The following is a 16,664-nucleotide window of genomic DNA, read 5'->3' on the forward strand; positions in this document are numbered from 1 at the left end:
ACTGTTATTATACAATGAGAACCATCAATCAAAAAACGGGCAAAATCTTAAAGAGCATCGCATTGCTGATGGCTTTTTTAGCCGCCCCTACCCTACGGGCGCAGCAAGCCCAGGGGGAGGTGCTTACGCTAAAAGACGCCGTTAACTATGCGCTGAAAAATAAGGCCGATGCCAAAAAAGCAAAACTTGAGGTAGAGAATGCTGAGTACCAGATACAGGAAGTACGCGCACGTGCATTGCCTAACATTGCAGGTAGTGCAGGCCTTACCTATAATCCTATACTACAACAAAATGCGTTACCTGGCGACTTTTTTGGAGCGCCGGGCACTACCATACTTGCTCCGTTGGGGCAAAAATGGACCAGCAACGCCGGGGTAAACCTTACTCAGACAATTTTTGACCAGGCTGTGTTTACCGGCCTGCAGGCGGCACGTACCACCCGCGAGTTTTACCAGGTTAACGCCCAGCTTACTGAGGAGCAGGTTATAGAACGCGTGGCTAATAATTACTACCAGGTGTATGTGCAGCGCGAACAGCTAAGGGTTTTAGACAGTACCTATAAGAATACCGAGGAGGTGCGCAACGTGATTAAAGGCCAGTTTGATAACGGGCTTGCACGTAAAATAGACCTTGACAGGATGACGGTTAACCTTAGCAACATTAACACACAGCGCCAAACGCTTATCAATGCAGTAGCGTTACAGGAAAACACTTTAAAGTTTTATATGGGAATGCCTATAGAAACCCCTATCGTGATCCCGGATACGCAGTTTACGGTTACACCATTAAACTTGGAAGAAATGCCGGATACAACTATAAGATCAGAGTATCAATTGCTGAAAAAGCAGGAAAAATTGTACTACTATAACAGGAAAGCCATTGTTGCAGAGTATTACCCGTCATTATCTATGAGTGCAGGATATAACTATTTGGGTCAGGGCCCGGAAATGCCGTGGTTTAAAAAACCGGCAGATGGCGTATACTGGACCGATTATTCTACCATAAGCGCCAATCTTAAAATTCCTATTTTCAGCGGTTTTGGTACGCGTGCCCGTGTAAGGCAAGCTACTATAGACCTTAAAAAGACCGAAGAGGACATTAAGGATACTAAACTGTCTTTAGACAGGGACTATAAAAATGCGGCTACCCAGATTAAAAACAGCCTTATTACCATAAGCAACCAAAGGGAAAACGTAAAACTGGCTAAAGAAGTAATGGATGACACCCAAAACAACTACCAAAACGGGCTTGCCACACTTACCGACCTTTTAGATGCAGAAAACTCATATATAGAAGCCCAAAACAATTATACCAATGCACTGCTTGACTTTAAACTGGCCGAAGTGCAGCTTATAAAAGCCAAAGGCGAACTTAAAACACTAACTAATTAAATCCTTGTCATGAAAAAAGTATTATATATAGTTATAGGCGTTGCCGTAATAGGGCTAATTGCTTACATACTAACCAACAATAAAAAGAAGAACGAAGCCGAGACCGAACTTATCTCTAAAAAGAATGCTACGGTTGCGGTAAGGATAGCTACCGTTAAAAACGAAGTACCTAACCTTGATTATACAACTAACGGTACGTTTGCACCGTCACAGGAGTTAAGCTTTCCGGCAGAAAATAGTGGCCGTGTAATTAAAGTATTGGTAGATGAAGGCGACAGAGTGCGCATAGGCCAGGTGCTTGCGGTTATAAAAGGCGACCAGCTTAACATACAGCTTCAAAATACAAAAGCAGCTTACGAAAATGCAAAGGCAGATAGCCAGCGCTATGAAAATGCTTTTAAAACAGGTGGTGTTACAAAGCAACAGCTGGATCAGGCAAAATTATCACTTACCAATGCTAAGGCACAGTATGATGCAGCCCGTATTAACGTAGGCGATGCCAGCATAAAATCAAGCATTAACGGTATTGTAAACATGCGTAACATAGAGCCGGGTAGCGTAGTAGCTCCTGGTACTGTTTTGTTTGAGCTTGTAAATGTATCTACCCTTAAACTTAAGGTAAATGTAGATGAACAACACGTTGCAGGCCTTAAAGTAGGCAACACCATTAAGGTAAAAGCAAGTGTTTATCCTGATAAAGAGTTTAGCGGCAAAATTACGTTTATTGCCCCTAAGGCAGACGGTTCGCTTAACTTCCCAGTAGAAATTGAAGTTGCCAACAATCCTGACAACGAGCTTAAAGCCGGTATGTACGGAACAGCAACCTTTGGCAGTAATTCTGCTCAAAAAGCGGCTATTAAAACCATACCTCGCACTGCATTTGTTGGTGGTGTAGCAGGCAACCAGGTATTTGTAGTTAAAGACAGCACTGCGCGTATGGTTAAAATTGTATCAGGACGCATATTTGGCGACCAGGTAGAAGTGCTTAACGGCCTTAACGAAGGCGAAGTTGTTGTAACCAGCGGACAGATAAACCTAACCGACGGTACTAAAGTAAACACAATTAAATAACTGCCCCCTAACCCCCCAAAGGGGAATAAAAGTAGAAAATGAAAATAGCAGAAATATCCATAAAACGGCCAACGCTTATTATAGTGTTGTTCATTATACTCACGCTGGGAGGGCTTTTTAGCTACAGCAGCCTGAGCTACGAGCTTATCCCCAAGTTCGAGATCAATGTGGTAACTATTACTACCGTATACCCCGGTGCATCGCCCGGCGAGGTAGAAAACACCGTAACCAAAAAGATAGAAGATGCGGTATCATCGCTGGAGCTGGTTAAAAAGGTAGAATCTAAATCATACGAAAGCTTATCAGTTGTAATGGTAACGCTGGAGGCTGAAGCCGATGCCGACTACTCCCTTAACGATGCCCAGCGTAAGATAAACGCCATTGAGAAAGATTTACCGGAGGATGTAGACCCACCTTCGTTAAGTAAATTCTCCCTGAGCGACTTGCCTATCATTACTATAGGAGCAACATCTAAAATGGACGAGGTTGCCTTTTATGACCTACTTGACAAAAAGATTGAGCCTATACTTGCCCGTGTAAACGGGGTGGCACAGGTAAACCTTGTGGGTGGTGAAGAGCGTGAAATACAGGTAAGCCTGGATCAGGACAAGCTAAAAGGCTACGGCCTTTCGATACCCGAAGTACAATCGGCTATCATCAGCTCTAACCTTGATTTCCCTACCGGTAACATCCAAACGAGGGAAAACTCTATGCTGGTACGTTTATCCGGTAAATACAAAAATGTAGAAGAGATGCGCAGCCTTGTGGTATCGTCTAAAAACGGTATACAGATACGCCTCGGCGAAATTGCCGATGTGCAGGATTCGCAAAAAGAAGTAGAAAAAATATCGCGTGTAGACAGTAACGGCGCTATCATCCTCCAGATCATCAAACAAACTGATGCCAATGCCGTATCGGTAAGTGAGGAGATCCAGGCAGCGGTTAAAAAGATAGAAAAGGATTATGCAGCCAACGGCCTTAAACTTCAAATTGCCGATGATAGCAGTGAATTTACCCTTACTGCGGCAGATAATGTAATACACGATTTGTTCATTGCGGTGTTCCTTGTGGCCTTTGTAATGTTGTTCTTCCTTCACAGTATACGTAATGCGTTTATTGTAATGGTATCTATACCGGCATCGCTTATAGCAACATTTATAGGTATTTACCTTATGGGCTATACGCTAAACTTAATGAGTTTACTTGGCTTATCTCTTGTGGTAGGTATCCTTGTGGATGATGCCATTGTGGTACTGGAAAACATTTACCGCCACATGGAAATGGGCAAGAACCGTGTACGCGCCGCTTATGATGGTACTGCCGAGATAGGTTTTACCGTAACGGCCATTACCATAGTAATCATCGTAGTATTCCTGCCAATTGCAATGAGTACAGGCCTAGTATCTAACATTATATCGCAGTTTTGTGTCACCGTAGTAATTGCAACGGCGCTATCATTATTATCGTCGTTCACGCTTATACCGTGGCTTTCATCACGTTTTGGTAAACTGGAGCACTTAACCGGCAAAAATTTATTTGAAAGGATCATCCTTGGTTTTGAAAGAGGCCTTGACAAATTTACCCATTGGGTAACTGATATCCTTAAATGGTGTATTGCATCGCGCTCACATAAAGTGATTACTTTAATTATTGTAGTTGTAATGTTCTTTGGCTCTATAGGTCTTTTAATGGCTGGCTTTATTGGTGGTGAGTTCTTCCCTAAGTTAGACAGGGGCCAGTTCCTTGTACAAATGGAGCTGCCTAAAGATGCATCGGTAGAGCAATCCAACTTCATCGCTCAAAAAGCAGAAGAATACCTTAGAAACAAGCCGGAAGTTACAGGTGTTATTACAACCGTTGGGCAAACCAGCGAGGGTATGGGTGCAACGCAATCTACCGCTTACAAAGGCGAGATAAAAGTAACCCTTGTTGATGCCGAAGAGCGTGACGACAATACGTTTGTATTTGCCGCTAAGGTTAAACGCGACCTGGAGCAAAAACTGGTAGGTGCAAAAATTAAAACCGTACCGGTAAGTATAATGGGTGGTGCCGATGAAGCTCCTATCTCATTAACCGTAACGGGTCCGGATTTAGAATCTGCATCAAAATTCGCATCCGAAGCCGCTAAAAAGCTGGCTACAGTACCGGGTGCTACAGCAATTAAACTAACTAACGAAGGTGGTAGCCCAGAGGTTAACGTACAGGTAGACCGCGATAAAATGTCGTCTCTTGGCTTATCGCTTCAAACGGTAGGACTTACCATGCAAACTGCCTTTAATGGTAATACCGATGGTAAATTCCGCGCCGGGGAGTATGAGTACGATATCAACATCCGTTTTAACGAATACAACCGTTCTAATATTAACGATGTAAAAGACCTTGTATTTATTAATGATGCAGGCCAGCAGATAAAACTATCGCAGTTTGCCGATGTTACCGAAAGTTCGGGGCCGAGCTTCCTTGAGCGTAGGGATAAGAGTGCATCGGTAACCATACAGGCACAAACTGCAGGCCGCGCCAGTGGTACGGTAGCACAGGAATGGGAAGCCAATTATCTTGTAAAAATGCAAAAACCAACAGGCGTAAACTACGTTTGGGGTGGCGATATGGAAAACCAGAGCGAAGGTTTTGGTACGCTTGGTATTGCGCTACTTGCCGCTATTATATTGGTGTACCTTGTAATGGTAGGGCTTTATAACAGTTTTGTATACCCGTTTGTGGTATTGTTCTCAATACCGCTATCATTTATTGGGGCTCTGCTTGCATTAGCGTTAACAAACAACTCGCTTAACATCTTTACCATATTAGGGGTTATTATGCTTATCGGGCTTGTGTGTAAGAACGCGATATTACTTGTAGACTTTACCAACCACCGTAAGGAAGAAGGTGAAAGTACCTACAACGCTCTTATACAGGCCAACCACGCCCGTTTAAGGCCTATCCTTATGACAACTATTGCGATGGTTTTTGGTATGATACCAATTGCCCTTGCAACAGGTGGTGCCGCACAAATGAATAACGGGCTTGCATGGGTAGTTATTGGTGGATTAACAAGTTCACTCTTCCTTACCTTAATTATTGTACCGGTGGTGTACTCTATCTTTGACGGACTTATACGCAGGTGGAGCAAAAAAGATCCGCCTAAATATGACGAACTTATGGTTGCTGATTATAAGCATACCGAACTTAGTGATGACGGTTTTACCGCTAAACACTAAAATTATTAATTCAGTTCCTTCAAAAACCCCAACTCAGTTTGGGGTTTTTTCATTGATATAAGTAACTAATTGCATTAAAATTTTTAATGTATAAAATAATTTTAAGAAAATTTTAAGGCTTTCGCAAAACAGGCATTGATTCTTAATTTTATTTAGAATAATTAAAAATAGTATTGCGTAATACTATTTTGGTTTTTACATTTGTGCCACCATAAATCCACACAAATGAACACAAATATTTTAAAAAATGTAATTTTTAGTATAACCCTGCTGTTCTCATTGACGACATGGGCGCAGGACAGGGCTACGCTAACAGGTACTATTAACCTAAGCGGCAACACTCCGGCCGAAAATATTTCGGTAGCGCTTAAAGGCACTTCGCACGGTGCTATTACCAATGCACAGGGCCAGTATGAAATTAAAAATGTAAAGCCGGGCACCTATACCTTAAGGATTGCTGCCATTGGCATTACACCTGTAGAAGAAAGTGTAACGCTGGCTTCCGGCGAAAAACAAATAAAAGACTTTACCCTTTCCGAAAGTCAGGAACAACTTAATGAGGTGGTTATTAACGGTAACGCAAACAGGTTTGCAAGGACTAAAAGCGATATCGTTTCTAAAATGCCCTTAAAAGATATTGAGAATCCGCAAGTTTATAATACCGTTACTGCTGAACTTTTAAAAGAACAGGTAGTTACTAATTTTGAGGATGCCCTTAAAAACGTACCTGGCTTAGATAAGCTTTGGGAATCAACAGGCCGTGGCGGCGATGGCGCAGGTTACTTTTCACTTCGCGGTTTTGCCGTTCAACCAACTATGGTTAACGGTTTGCCAAGTATAACAAACGGTAGTCCGGATCCTCAGAATGTTGAACGTATTGAGGTTTTGAAAGGCCCATCGGGAACTTTATTTGGCGGTACGCTAACCTCTTATGGTGGCCTTATAAACATTACCACTAAAAAGCCTTATGATGCCTTTGGTGGAAATATATCGTACACAGGCGGTACCTACGGATTAAACCGTTACACTCTTGATGTTAATACACCATTAAACGAAGATAAAACAGCAGCGGTAAGGCTTAATGCGGCGTACCACACGGAGAATAGCTTTCAGGACGCAGGTTTCAGGAAATCGTTTTTCGTAGCACCATCCCTGTTTTACAAACCCAGCGAAAAGCTAACATTTTATGTAAATACCGAATTTTACAACAACAGGGGTACCAACCAGACAATGTTGTTCTTAGACAGGGGCGCCGAATTAAGGGTTCATAACATAGATGAGCTTAAATACGACAACAAGCGTTCTTACACAGGTAACGACCTATATATGAACACGCCTACTTTCAGCCTTCAGGCGCAAATGAATTACAAGATCAACGAGCATTGGACATCTCAAACAGTGTTTTCAAGAACATCGGCCAAATCAGACGGTTACTATTCATACCTTTATGAAGGTACACAGTATACCGATGTTACCGATGGTATCGTTCTTGGCCGCTACATAAGCAAACAAAACTCTGAAACATACGGAACCGATATCCAGCAGAACTTTATTGGCGACTTTAACCTAGGCCAGTTTAGGAACAGGATCATTGTAGGTGTTGATTACTTTAACCGCAACACCGTAAACAATAGTAGCAGCTATGTAGGTAACGGAAGCATTTATATAGGCGATAACCTGCAACAGTTTAATGAGCTTGTTCTTGGTATTACAGATCCTACCCAGTATGTAGATGAAACCGGAGTTCTTAACCAGGCAGGCACCGATGCTCTTATTGCAGGCACCCCTATCAGCCCATTAAAAACTAAAGAGGAGATATTTAGTGCTTATGCATCGGATGTATTTAACATTACACCGGCAATATCGGCAATGGCAAGTTTAAGGGTTGACCGTTTTTCTAACAAAGGCAACATCAACGTAAGCGAAGACGACTATAACCAAACGGCTTTTTCTCCTAAATTTGGCCTTGTGTATCAGCCAATATTAGATAAGGTGTCAATCTTCGCTAATTACATGAATGGCTTTAGCAATGTTGCACCTGTTATTACAGGTAGCCGTACCTTTACTTTTGAAGCAGAACAAGCCAACCAGTTTGAGGTAGGTACTAAATTAAACCTGCTAAACGACCGTATTACAGCTACATTTAGCTATTACGATATTAAGGTAGATAACACCGTATTAGAGATCATTCCGCAGGTTGAATATACACAGGGCGGTAAACGTTACAGCAAAGGTTTTGAAGCGAGCCTTGCGGCAAACCCTATAGATGGCCTAAACGTTATTGCCGGATACAGCTACAACGACAGCGAATTAACGGCGAGTACAGCTACCGACGAATTTGCTAACAGGAGGCCGGAAAGTGCAGGCCCGCAAAACCTTGTTAACTTTTGGGCAAGCTACAGGTTCCAGAATGCTACTTTAAAAGGTTTTGGACTTGGTTTTGGTGGTAACTATGCCAGCGAGAACAAGATATTTAACCGAACGCTTGCAGGTACCTTTACCCTGCCGGAATATACTGTGCTAAATGCATCGGCTTTTTACACTGAAAAAGCCTTTACCATTACACTTAAATTAGATAACATTACCGACAAGGATTACTACAAAGGCTGGTCTACTATAAGCCCGCAGAAACCACGCATTTTTGCAGCTAACCTTACCTACAATTTCTAATAAATTTAAGCTCCTTAATTATTAAGGGGCTTTTACAATTTACCGTATCTCAAATTTGTTAAATTGCAACAACATGAAAAAGTATCTTTTTTTATTGCTAATGATAGTTGCCTCAGGCAATGCTTTTGCCCATTTTATGTGGGTAGAAACCAACCCTACCGGCAAAATAAACCAAAAACAGGAAGTAAAGGTTTTCTTTGGCGAATATACCTACGGGCTTCAGGAAAAAGTTGCTGGGGAAGCGTTTGCTAAAATGAAAAATTTTGAAGTTTGGGCCGTGGCACCTAACGGTGAGAAAACCATTTTGCAATTACAGCCGGGCGAATTATACTATAGTGCCTACTTTATACCAAAAACTAACGGCACGTATACCATAGTGCTTAACAACAATAAAATTGATGTGATAGATTATACGCAGTATGATTTTGGCATCTTTAAAACGCATTACCATGCTACGGTAAAAACCGAGATAGGTGGCAAGCCAACCGAAACCGCTGCTGTAAATGCAGACGGGCTTACCGTTGTAGATGCTACTGCTAAAGAAGCTAAAGCAAAAGGAGAAACCACCCTTAAAATTTTATACAAAGGCCAGCCCATTAAAGAGGCAGAGGTAACTGTTTTTGTAGCCGACCAGTGGTCTAAAAAATTGTATACTGATGCTAATGGAGTTGTGAAATTCACAAAGCCCTGGGATACAAAATATGTAGTAGAAGTTACTAAAAAAGAACAAGTGCCGGGTAAATATAACGGTAAGGATTATCAGTTTATATGGCATTGTGCCACCTACACCCTACCTTTGGCTAAAAATTAGCAGCAGCCTATGACTACTAAGAAAAAGAAGAAAAAAGATTTTAAATACTGGGCAGGCAAAGCCCACTTATGGCTCGGATTAACCTCCGGGCTTATTGTTTTATTTTTGGCAGTAACGGGCTGTATCTATGTTTTTAGCCAGGAGATAAGCAATTGGGCACGCCACGACGAAATTTATGTCCCCAAGATTACGCCATTCCGCATACCGGTAACGCAATTGTGGCAACAGACACAAAAAGCTGTAGGCCCTATTACCATTACGGGAGTCACTACTTATAATGACCCGCAAAAGGCGGTAGTCTTTAACAGCTACAAAGCTGGCGAAGGATCCATTTGGTATTTTGGGAATATTGAGCAATATTATTCTATATATACCGATCCTTACACAGGTAAGGTATTAGGTGTTTATGATGAGGAACTCGACTTTTTTCATATCGTAAAAATGCTGCACTGGAGCCTGCTCCTGTCGCATCCTATTGGGCAGCAAATTACTGGATGGGCTACTTTTATATTTGTGATAATGCTAATTACAGGCATAATACTCTGGTGGCCTAAGAACAAAGCGGCACGCAAGCAAAGAATATGGTTTCAATGGAAAAGCACTACTAAATGGCGCCGTAAAAATTATGACCTGCATAATATACTGGGTTTTTACATAGCAACCATAGCATTGATTATCGCCTTAACAGGTATGGTTTGGGCATTTAGCTGGTTTCAGGCAATAGTGTATGTGGCAGGATCGGGTAGTATAACACCACCGGAAAACGTTCAGAAAAAATCGGTAATGATACAAAAAGTCGATAAGGATACTGCTATAGAAAACGCATACGTGGTAATTAAGAAAAAATATGCCGATGCAAGCGCTTTTTCTATGACGCCCGCTGCCGACAGTACGGCTGTTATAAGCGCCTATATTCAGCAATATGATGGGGTTTATTATGTAAACCACAGCCTTCAGTTTGACCAGTATACCGGCAAACTTTTACATGAACGCAGGCAGGAGGAAAAAAACTTTGGTGAGAAACTTATTACCGCAAATTACGATATTCACGTGGGTGCCATACTGGGCATACCCGGCAAAATAATTGCCTTTATAGCCAGTTTTGTGTGTATGCTGCTGCCTATATCGGGCTTTTTAATATGGTATGGGCGCACCTATAAAAAAGGTGCTGCTGCAAAAGCATAATACAAACAATTTATATACTAAAAGAGCGGCCCTTAGCCGCTATTTTTATTTCCTGAATTTCTCGGGGGTAACCCCATATTTCTTTTTAAAGGCTGTAATGAATGATTGCACATAGGCATACCCGCAATATTCTGAAATTTCAGAGATGCTCCTGCTGTTATCCAGCAATAGTTTTTGGGCGGTTTCCATACGCTGGGTGTGCAGGTAGCCAAATACGGTATCGCCATACACTTCTTTAAACCCCTTTTTAAGCTTAAAGTCGTTAAGCCCGGTTTGGCGCGACAATTCGGCTAAAGACCACGCAGTGCTAATATTACTGTCTAAAAGCAGCTTGGCACGGCGCAGTTTCTCAATATCATAATCTTTTATCTTTGGATGGTTTAGCCCACCAAAAACCATTTCAAATTGCTCGAACTGCAATTGCAGAAGCTTTAGTACACTGGTTTCTATAAACAGCTGTTTTATAATGCCCTCTTTTTCGCAATGCACTATATCATCCAGCACCGCATACATTTGTGGGGTAATCTTTAAATCAAAGCCGCTCAAAATTGAGAATTGCTTTTTACTTATATTCTCTATAAACGAGACTAAAAGCGGATGGTTTATTTGGGTAAAGCGGCTAAAATAAGCCTCGGTAAATTGTATTTGTAAAGTAATGTTCTCTTCATCGTTTATGGCAGGTTCAATATAAAATTCGGTATCGGGTATATAAAATAAGTTGTGGTGGCCACTGGCTACATTGCAGCGTGCAGCATTTTGCGTAAACACCATCCGGCGGCAGCCCGTGAGCGAAAAATACATCTCAACAAACGGCTCGGAGTTTTCTATCTTAACCGGAAACGGCTTTTTAAAACGCAGTTTGCCGTAAAGGAGCCTTACACCGCTAAAGCTTATTTTTTTAAACGATGTCCTGCCGTAGCCGTAGGTAAATGATATATCCCGTTCGGTCAATTCTTTAGGCGTACCTACATCTGCCGGAAGGTTAATCCGGCAAATTACTTCATCTATAAAAGCTGCTGTATCCATACCAATTTAAAAATATCCGTTTTACAAACATCAAAATCCGTTTATCAAACAACAGATTTTAATTAGTTTAAGAATTTTGCACAAATCTAACTATTATTATTTAGACTAAATACATATAGAGGCTATTAAAATGTTATAACTACTACTACAATAACAAAATTAATGGCTGTTGTTACGTACATAATCAATTTTAAATAATTCTATGAAACATTCTTTACTAAGTACAGCCAAAGCTATGGCCGTGCTCTTTATGCTTGCGTGCACGCCTGCGCCTGCACAGGATTGTGCAACACCCCAAGAGCTGACACTAAACGCCAGCGGTATGGCTCACGGCCTGTTTAACTGGACAGCCCCCGCCACTTTACCTGCCAACGGCTACGGCTGGGAAATTAAAGTTACAGGTACCGATACCGCCATACAGCAAGGCACGGCACAAACCAATAACCTGCTTGTATTAAACCTTACTACAGATACTGATTATACATTAACTGTACGCTCGCTTTGTGGTACGGAAGATACAAGTGAATGGGCTACACAAACGTTTAGCACACTCCCCTCTGCTACGCCTCATACCGTACAAATTGGTGAGGGTACCGGGCAGGATCTCTCGTTGTACGGCCCTGTAATGTATGTTATGGTAACTACAAGAAAAGGTGGTGTCTCTAACATGCTATACTCTGCTGAAGAATTGCAGGCAACTGAGATACCACAAGGCGCAATGATAACCGGAGTTGCCTATAACAAGGTAAGCAATGCATCCAGCGATGGTTTTGCACCGGTGCGTGTAAAGCTACTTGTAAAAAATTCTACCAATACAGCACCGCTGAGTATGGAGACAACATTAGCCGATATAGAAGTATCACATACCGAGGTATATGACAATAGCGAATTTACTTTGTCTGCCGCACAGGGCTGGGTTGATTTTAATTTTGAAGAGCCCATAGAATATACCGGCAACGGACTTGAAGTAGCATCTGTATTTTACCATACCAATTATCCCGCAGCGCAATTCAGCAGCTTTGTTGCATGGCAGTTTACACCGGGGTACAAAGATTACATGACCGGCGCATGGCCTTTGCCATCTATAGATATGGATGCTACCGAAACAATAATTCTAAACCACAATAGTGGTGGCGGACAGTTTAAAGACCGCCCAAACATTAAGATACACTACGAAGTTTCTAACATGGTTGAAGATGTAACCGTTGCTACTTTACAAGAAGCTGCACCGGAAATTACTGAAAACCTGGGCAGCCTGCCACTAACGGCTGTCGTTACACCGGTAAATGTAAGCCAGCTGGTTATATGGGAAATTGTATCAGGATCTGAATTTGCAACAATAGACCAGAACGGGCTTGTATTCGGCTTTGCTAACGGTACTGTAGTTGTTAGGGCAACATCTGCCGAGAACGGCAACATATTAGATGAAATAACCATCACTATAAGCAACCAGCATCCTTGCGAAGTAAGCTTCCCGGGTAACGTTGAGCCTATCACACTGGTTTCTTTTGGAGGGCTAAACAACCAGTCATCGGCTACAGTGGGAGGAACTACACCGGCACAGGAAGATTTTACAAACCTTATGGCAAATATAGCCCTTGGCGAAACACTACCAATAACCGTTAAAGGTAACACTAACGGTAATTTTACGCATCATATTACAGCCTATGCAGACTGGAACAGGAACAACAGCTTTGAAGACGAAGGCGAAATGTTTGAAGTTGGCACCATTACAAATTCAACCGGTGGCGATGCCATTACTGCAACGGGTTCTATTACTGCCCCGGCTGATGCCCCACTTGGCACAACAAGCCTGAGGGTAATTAAAAAGTTTAACGGCACAGCGCCATCCTGCAACTCATTAGGTTACGGACAGGCAGAAGACTACACTATAAACATTACCGAGGAAAGTACATCGGGCCTTGATGATATCTATAAAAACAGCCTTGCACTTTATCCTAACCCTACATTGGGCACTATAACTATTACACCCGCAGATGCCATTAACAGTTTAGAGGTTTACAACGCGTTAGGCCAAGTGGTGCAGTCTGTAAAAGGTAACACAGCAAGCCTCGAGGCATTTGGCAACGGTATTTATATGGTTAAAGCGAGCCTTGCTAATGGCAGTTCTAAAACATTTAAAGTAGTAAAGCAATAACCATTTAATGGCAGCTGCTTAATTTCTTATATTTTCTTTCAACATGAAAAAATTTGCTATATTATTCTTTCTACAAGCATTATTTGCCTGTAGTATATATGCACAGGGGTCTGAAATTTGCGACAACGGCATAGACGATGACGGTGATGGCCTTATAGACCTTAACGACCCGGAATGTACCTGCCAGTTGCCATCGCTTATCCTTAACTCTTCTTTCGAGAACCATTCGCAATGCCCCACGACCTACGGGCAAATGAGTTACAGCACGCCATGGGTATCGGGTAATTTGTTTACCAGCACCGATTATTATAATTCCTGTGGCTTTTTGCTGCAGGATTTCCCTGCTACAGGGCTATACCCCTTTCCGCATGGCGATGGTGTTGTGGGTGCCGCCTTTATAAACGATTATAAAGAGTACCTGGCTACCTGCCTGCCGTCCGATTTAATAGCGGGCACAAACTATACCCTTAAAATGCTGATTGCATGCTTTCCGCTAACTAATACATCATACCATCCGGCAGGCATAACCTGCGGCAATACACCGGATTATGAACCGGTAGAGGTTACCATATACGGGTCGGCTACCTGTACTAATCTGATGGTAGCCGGTGTTAATGCGCCTACACAAAATCTGGCATGGTTCGTTTTGGGGAGCGCAACCTACGACCCCGCTGTAGAGTGGTCGCAACTCACGCTCAACTTTACTCCGCCCACTAACATCAGGGCGATAAGCATTGGCCCTCCGGAAGGCATATTGCCTCCCAATTACCCTGTATTCACGTCGCTATATCCTCCAAACCAATGCTCACCCTACTTTTTGTTCGACAACCTTGTTTTGAATGAAACACCGATCTTTGAAGTAGACTACGGGGACATCTGCATTAACGGTAATGTACTTACAGCCACACCTGCGCAGCCTTTAAGCAACAACACCACTTACCAATGGTATTATCAGGGTATCGCAATTCAGGGTGCAACAGGGCCGCAATATACTGTGATAACAGGGAATGGTATTCAGGATTACGCTGTAAAAATTACCGATAATGGCACCTGTATGGTATTGTATCCTTTTACTGCGCCAATGGATACACCCGTAATAACACAAACCGATGCCTGTAATCCTGTTATTGCGGCAACACCGGGCATGGCACCTTACCAATGGTATTTTAACGGTATAGCTATTACGGGTGCAACGGAAGCTCAACATACACCTATTGCAACGGGTAACTATACAGTAACAGGTACTTTAGCATGTGGGCCTACAAATCAGTCGGATGCTGTGGCTGTAACGGTATGCAGCGATTTACAGATTATTAAAACCATTACCGATGTAGTAAACGGGCAAGTTACCTTTAAGTTAACCGCGAAAAATGCAGGCCCGCAAAATGACAACAATGTGGTTGTTACCGATGTGCTGCCTACAGGATATATTTATACATCGCATACTACAAATACCGGATCGTACGACCCAATCACAGGTTTTTGGAATATTGGCGATTTAGCAGTAAACAATGAAGATGAACTGTTTATAACGGCAACCGTAAATGTTAGCGGTGATCACACCAACACTGCTACCATAACCGGACTTAATAATGACATTGAACTGGCTAGTAATACATCATCAGTAACGCCTAACGGAGAATTGTATTTAAGCAAAGCTGCTGAATATACTACCTATTACAACGAAGGTGAAATTATAACGTATACACTTATACTTACTAATACAGGCAATATAACGGTACATGATATTGTTATTGACGACGATAACGCCGATGCAGGAAGTATAATTCCAAGTCAAATTGTGCAATTAACTCCCGGAGAAAGTATTACCATTACGGCCCAGCATACTATTACTCCCGCCGATGTTGCTGCAGGTGTTGTGGTTAACCAGGCTACCGTTATTGGCGAAACGTATAACGATATCTTTGTAAAGGCAAGTTCAGACGATCCGGCTACAGCCGAAGAGGAAGATGCCACTATAACTAATATTGTTGTAGAAGCCGACCTTCAGGTTACAAAAACCAACGATCAGGAGGTGTATCAGGCGGGAACTATCGTTACGTATACCATTACAGTTACTAATGATGGGCCATCTATAGCTTATAATGTTGATATCCATGATAACCTTCCAGCTGGTATAACTATTATGGAATGGACAGGCAGTAACGCAACTGCAGGTAGTAGCGCGCTTAATGAAACGGTAAATAACCTACTACCGGGCGAAAGTGTTACATACACCGTAACCCTTACGATACCGGATAATTTTGAGGGAAATCTTATTAATGTAGCTACAGCCGAAAGCGATATTTTTGATCCCGTTCTTGGTAATAATAAGGCTGTTGACACAGATACACCATGCCTTGACTGCGCTACCGGGCCGGAGCCGTGTACTACCTGCCCGCCGTTTTTTATACCAAAAGGTATATCGCCTAATGGTGATACCATGAATGATAGGTTTGACCTTACCGAATTGGGCACCATAAATAAGCTTGAGATATTTAACCGTTATGGCAGGCAGGTATACAGCCATACTAATTATACCAATCAGTGGGAAGGCCAGGACAACAGCGATAACGAACTACCTATCGGCACCTACTATTATATTGTTTACTTTGAAGAAAAAGCAGCCCAAACAGGTTGGGTTTACATCAACCGGAACAATTGATACTAAACAAAAACAGGCAGCCAATTGGCTGCCTGTTTTATTATAAAAGGGTAATTTTATTTATTCACTGCAATTGCATCTTTAGACCATTTTTTAACATCGGCTATCCTGCTGTTGTTATAATCTACTTCGTTAAGTACTGCGCCTGTCCAAAAGAACCATTTACCGGTTTTTTGCCCGTTTACATACTCTCCCATAGATTGCTTGGTGCCATCTTCATTATAGGCAACCCAGCTTCCGTGAAGCTTTCCGTCTTTATAGTATCCGGATTGCTTAACGTTGCCGTTATCGTAATAGTAAGTAGATTTTATAATATTGTTCTCTATTTCGTGAGTAGGCTTAACTGATTGGGCTGATAAAACACCTGCAAAAAGCAGCATTCCGGCAACAATAATCTTTTTCATATCTGTTTAGCGTTTAAGGTTATACATATTCTTAAAACAAATATATGTAAATTAATTTACACAAA

Annotated in this window: 10 protein-coding genes; 8 read left to right on the top strand and 2 right to left on the bottom strand. The window is 42.1% G+C overall.

Annotation, left to right across the window (positions count from 1 at the left end):
* Positions 1-14: 14 nt before the first annotated feature.
* The 6 genes from FMM05_RS04905 to FMM05_RS04930 all read left to right on the top strand — a co-directional run bounded on the left by FMM05_RS04905 (position 15) and on the right by FMM05_RS04930 (position 10,346).
* On the top strand, positions 15-1,391 hold the full coding sequence (locus FMM05_RS04905) for a TolC family protein (RefSeq protein WP_394345143.1): 1,377 nt from the start codon (positions 15-17) through the stop codon (positions 1,389-1,391).
* A gap of 9 nt (positions 1,392-1,400) precedes the next feature.
* Positions 1,401-2,462 carry an efflux RND transporter periplasmic adaptor subunit gene (locus FMM05_RS04910; protein WP_143372217.1) on the top strand — a complete coding sequence of 354 codons (1,062 nt, stop codon included), beginning with the start codon at positions 1,401-1,403 and terminating at the stop codon, positions 2,460-2,462.
* 38 nt (positions 2,463-2,500) lie between these two features.
* Positions 2,501-5,680 carry an efflux RND transporter permease subunit gene (locus FMM05_RS04915; protein WP_143372218.1) on the top strand — a complete coding sequence of 1,060 codons (3,180 nt, stop codon included), beginning with the start codon at positions 2,501-2,503 and terminating at the stop codon, positions 5,678-5,680.
* Positions 5,681-5,905: 225 nt separating this feature from the next.
* Complete coding sequence (locus tag FMM05_RS04920) at positions 5,906-8,350, top strand: TonB-dependent receptor (protein ID WP_143372219.1); 2,445 nt, start codon at positions 5,906-5,908, stop codon at positions 8,348-8,350.
* 73 nt (positions 8,351-8,423) lie between these two features.
* The gene (locus FMM05_RS04925) at positions 8,424-9,161 is read left to right on the top strand and encodes a DUF4198 domain-containing protein (RefSeq protein WP_143372220.1); all 738 of its coding nucleotides are present in this window, start codon (positions 8,424-8,426) and stop codon (positions 9,159-9,161) included.
* Between the two features lie 9 nt (positions 9,162-9,170).
* Positions 9,171-10,346, top strand: coding sequence for a PepSY-associated TM helix domain-containing protein (locus FMM05_RS04930; RefSeq protein ID WP_143372221.1), 1,176 nt, complete (start codon positions 9,171-9,173; stop codon positions 10,344-10,346).
* 45 nt (positions 10,347-10,391) lie between these two features.
* On the opposite strand, the gene FMM05_RS04935 is transcribed toward FMM05_RS04930, so the two are convergent.
* Positions 10,392-11,372, bottom strand: coding sequence for a helix-turn-helix domain-containing protein (locus FMM05_RS04935; RefSeq protein ID WP_143372222.1), 981 nt, complete (start codon positions 11,370-11,372; stop codon positions 10,392-10,394).
* 202 nt (positions 11,373-11,574) lie between these two features.
* On the opposite strand from FMM05_RS04935, the gene FMM05_RS04940 reads away from it, so the two are divergent.
* Positions 11,575-13,530, top strand: coding sequence for a GEVED domain-containing protein (locus FMM05_RS04940; RefSeq protein ID WP_143372223.1), 1,956 nt, complete (start codon positions 11,575-11,577; stop codon positions 13,528-13,530).
* A gap of 43 nt (positions 13,531-13,573) precedes the next feature.
* Positions 13,574-16,195: a DUF7507 domain-containing protein gene (locus FMM05_RS04945; RefSeq protein WP_143372224.1), complete on the top strand. Its 2,622-nt coding sequence runs from the start codon at positions 13,574-13,576 to the stop codon at positions 16,193-16,195.
* A gap of 56 nt (positions 16,196-16,251) precedes the next feature.
* Here FMM05_RS04945 and FMM05_RS04950 read toward each other — a convergent pair whose 3' ends face one another.
* The gene (locus FMM05_RS04950) at positions 16,252-16,599 is read right to left on the bottom strand and encodes a toxin-antitoxin system YwqK family antitoxin (RefSeq protein WP_143372225.1); all 348 of its coding nucleotides are present in this window, start codon (positions 16,597-16,599) and stop codon (positions 16,252-16,254) included.
* Between the last annotated feature and the right edge of the window lie 65 nt (positions 16,600-16,664).

Source organism: Flavobacterium zepuense (assembly GCF_007097145.1).
In the GTDB taxonomy this organism is placed as follows: Bacteria; Bacteroidota; Bacteroidia; order Flavobacteriales; family Flavobacteriaceae; genus Flavobacterium; species Flavobacterium zepuense.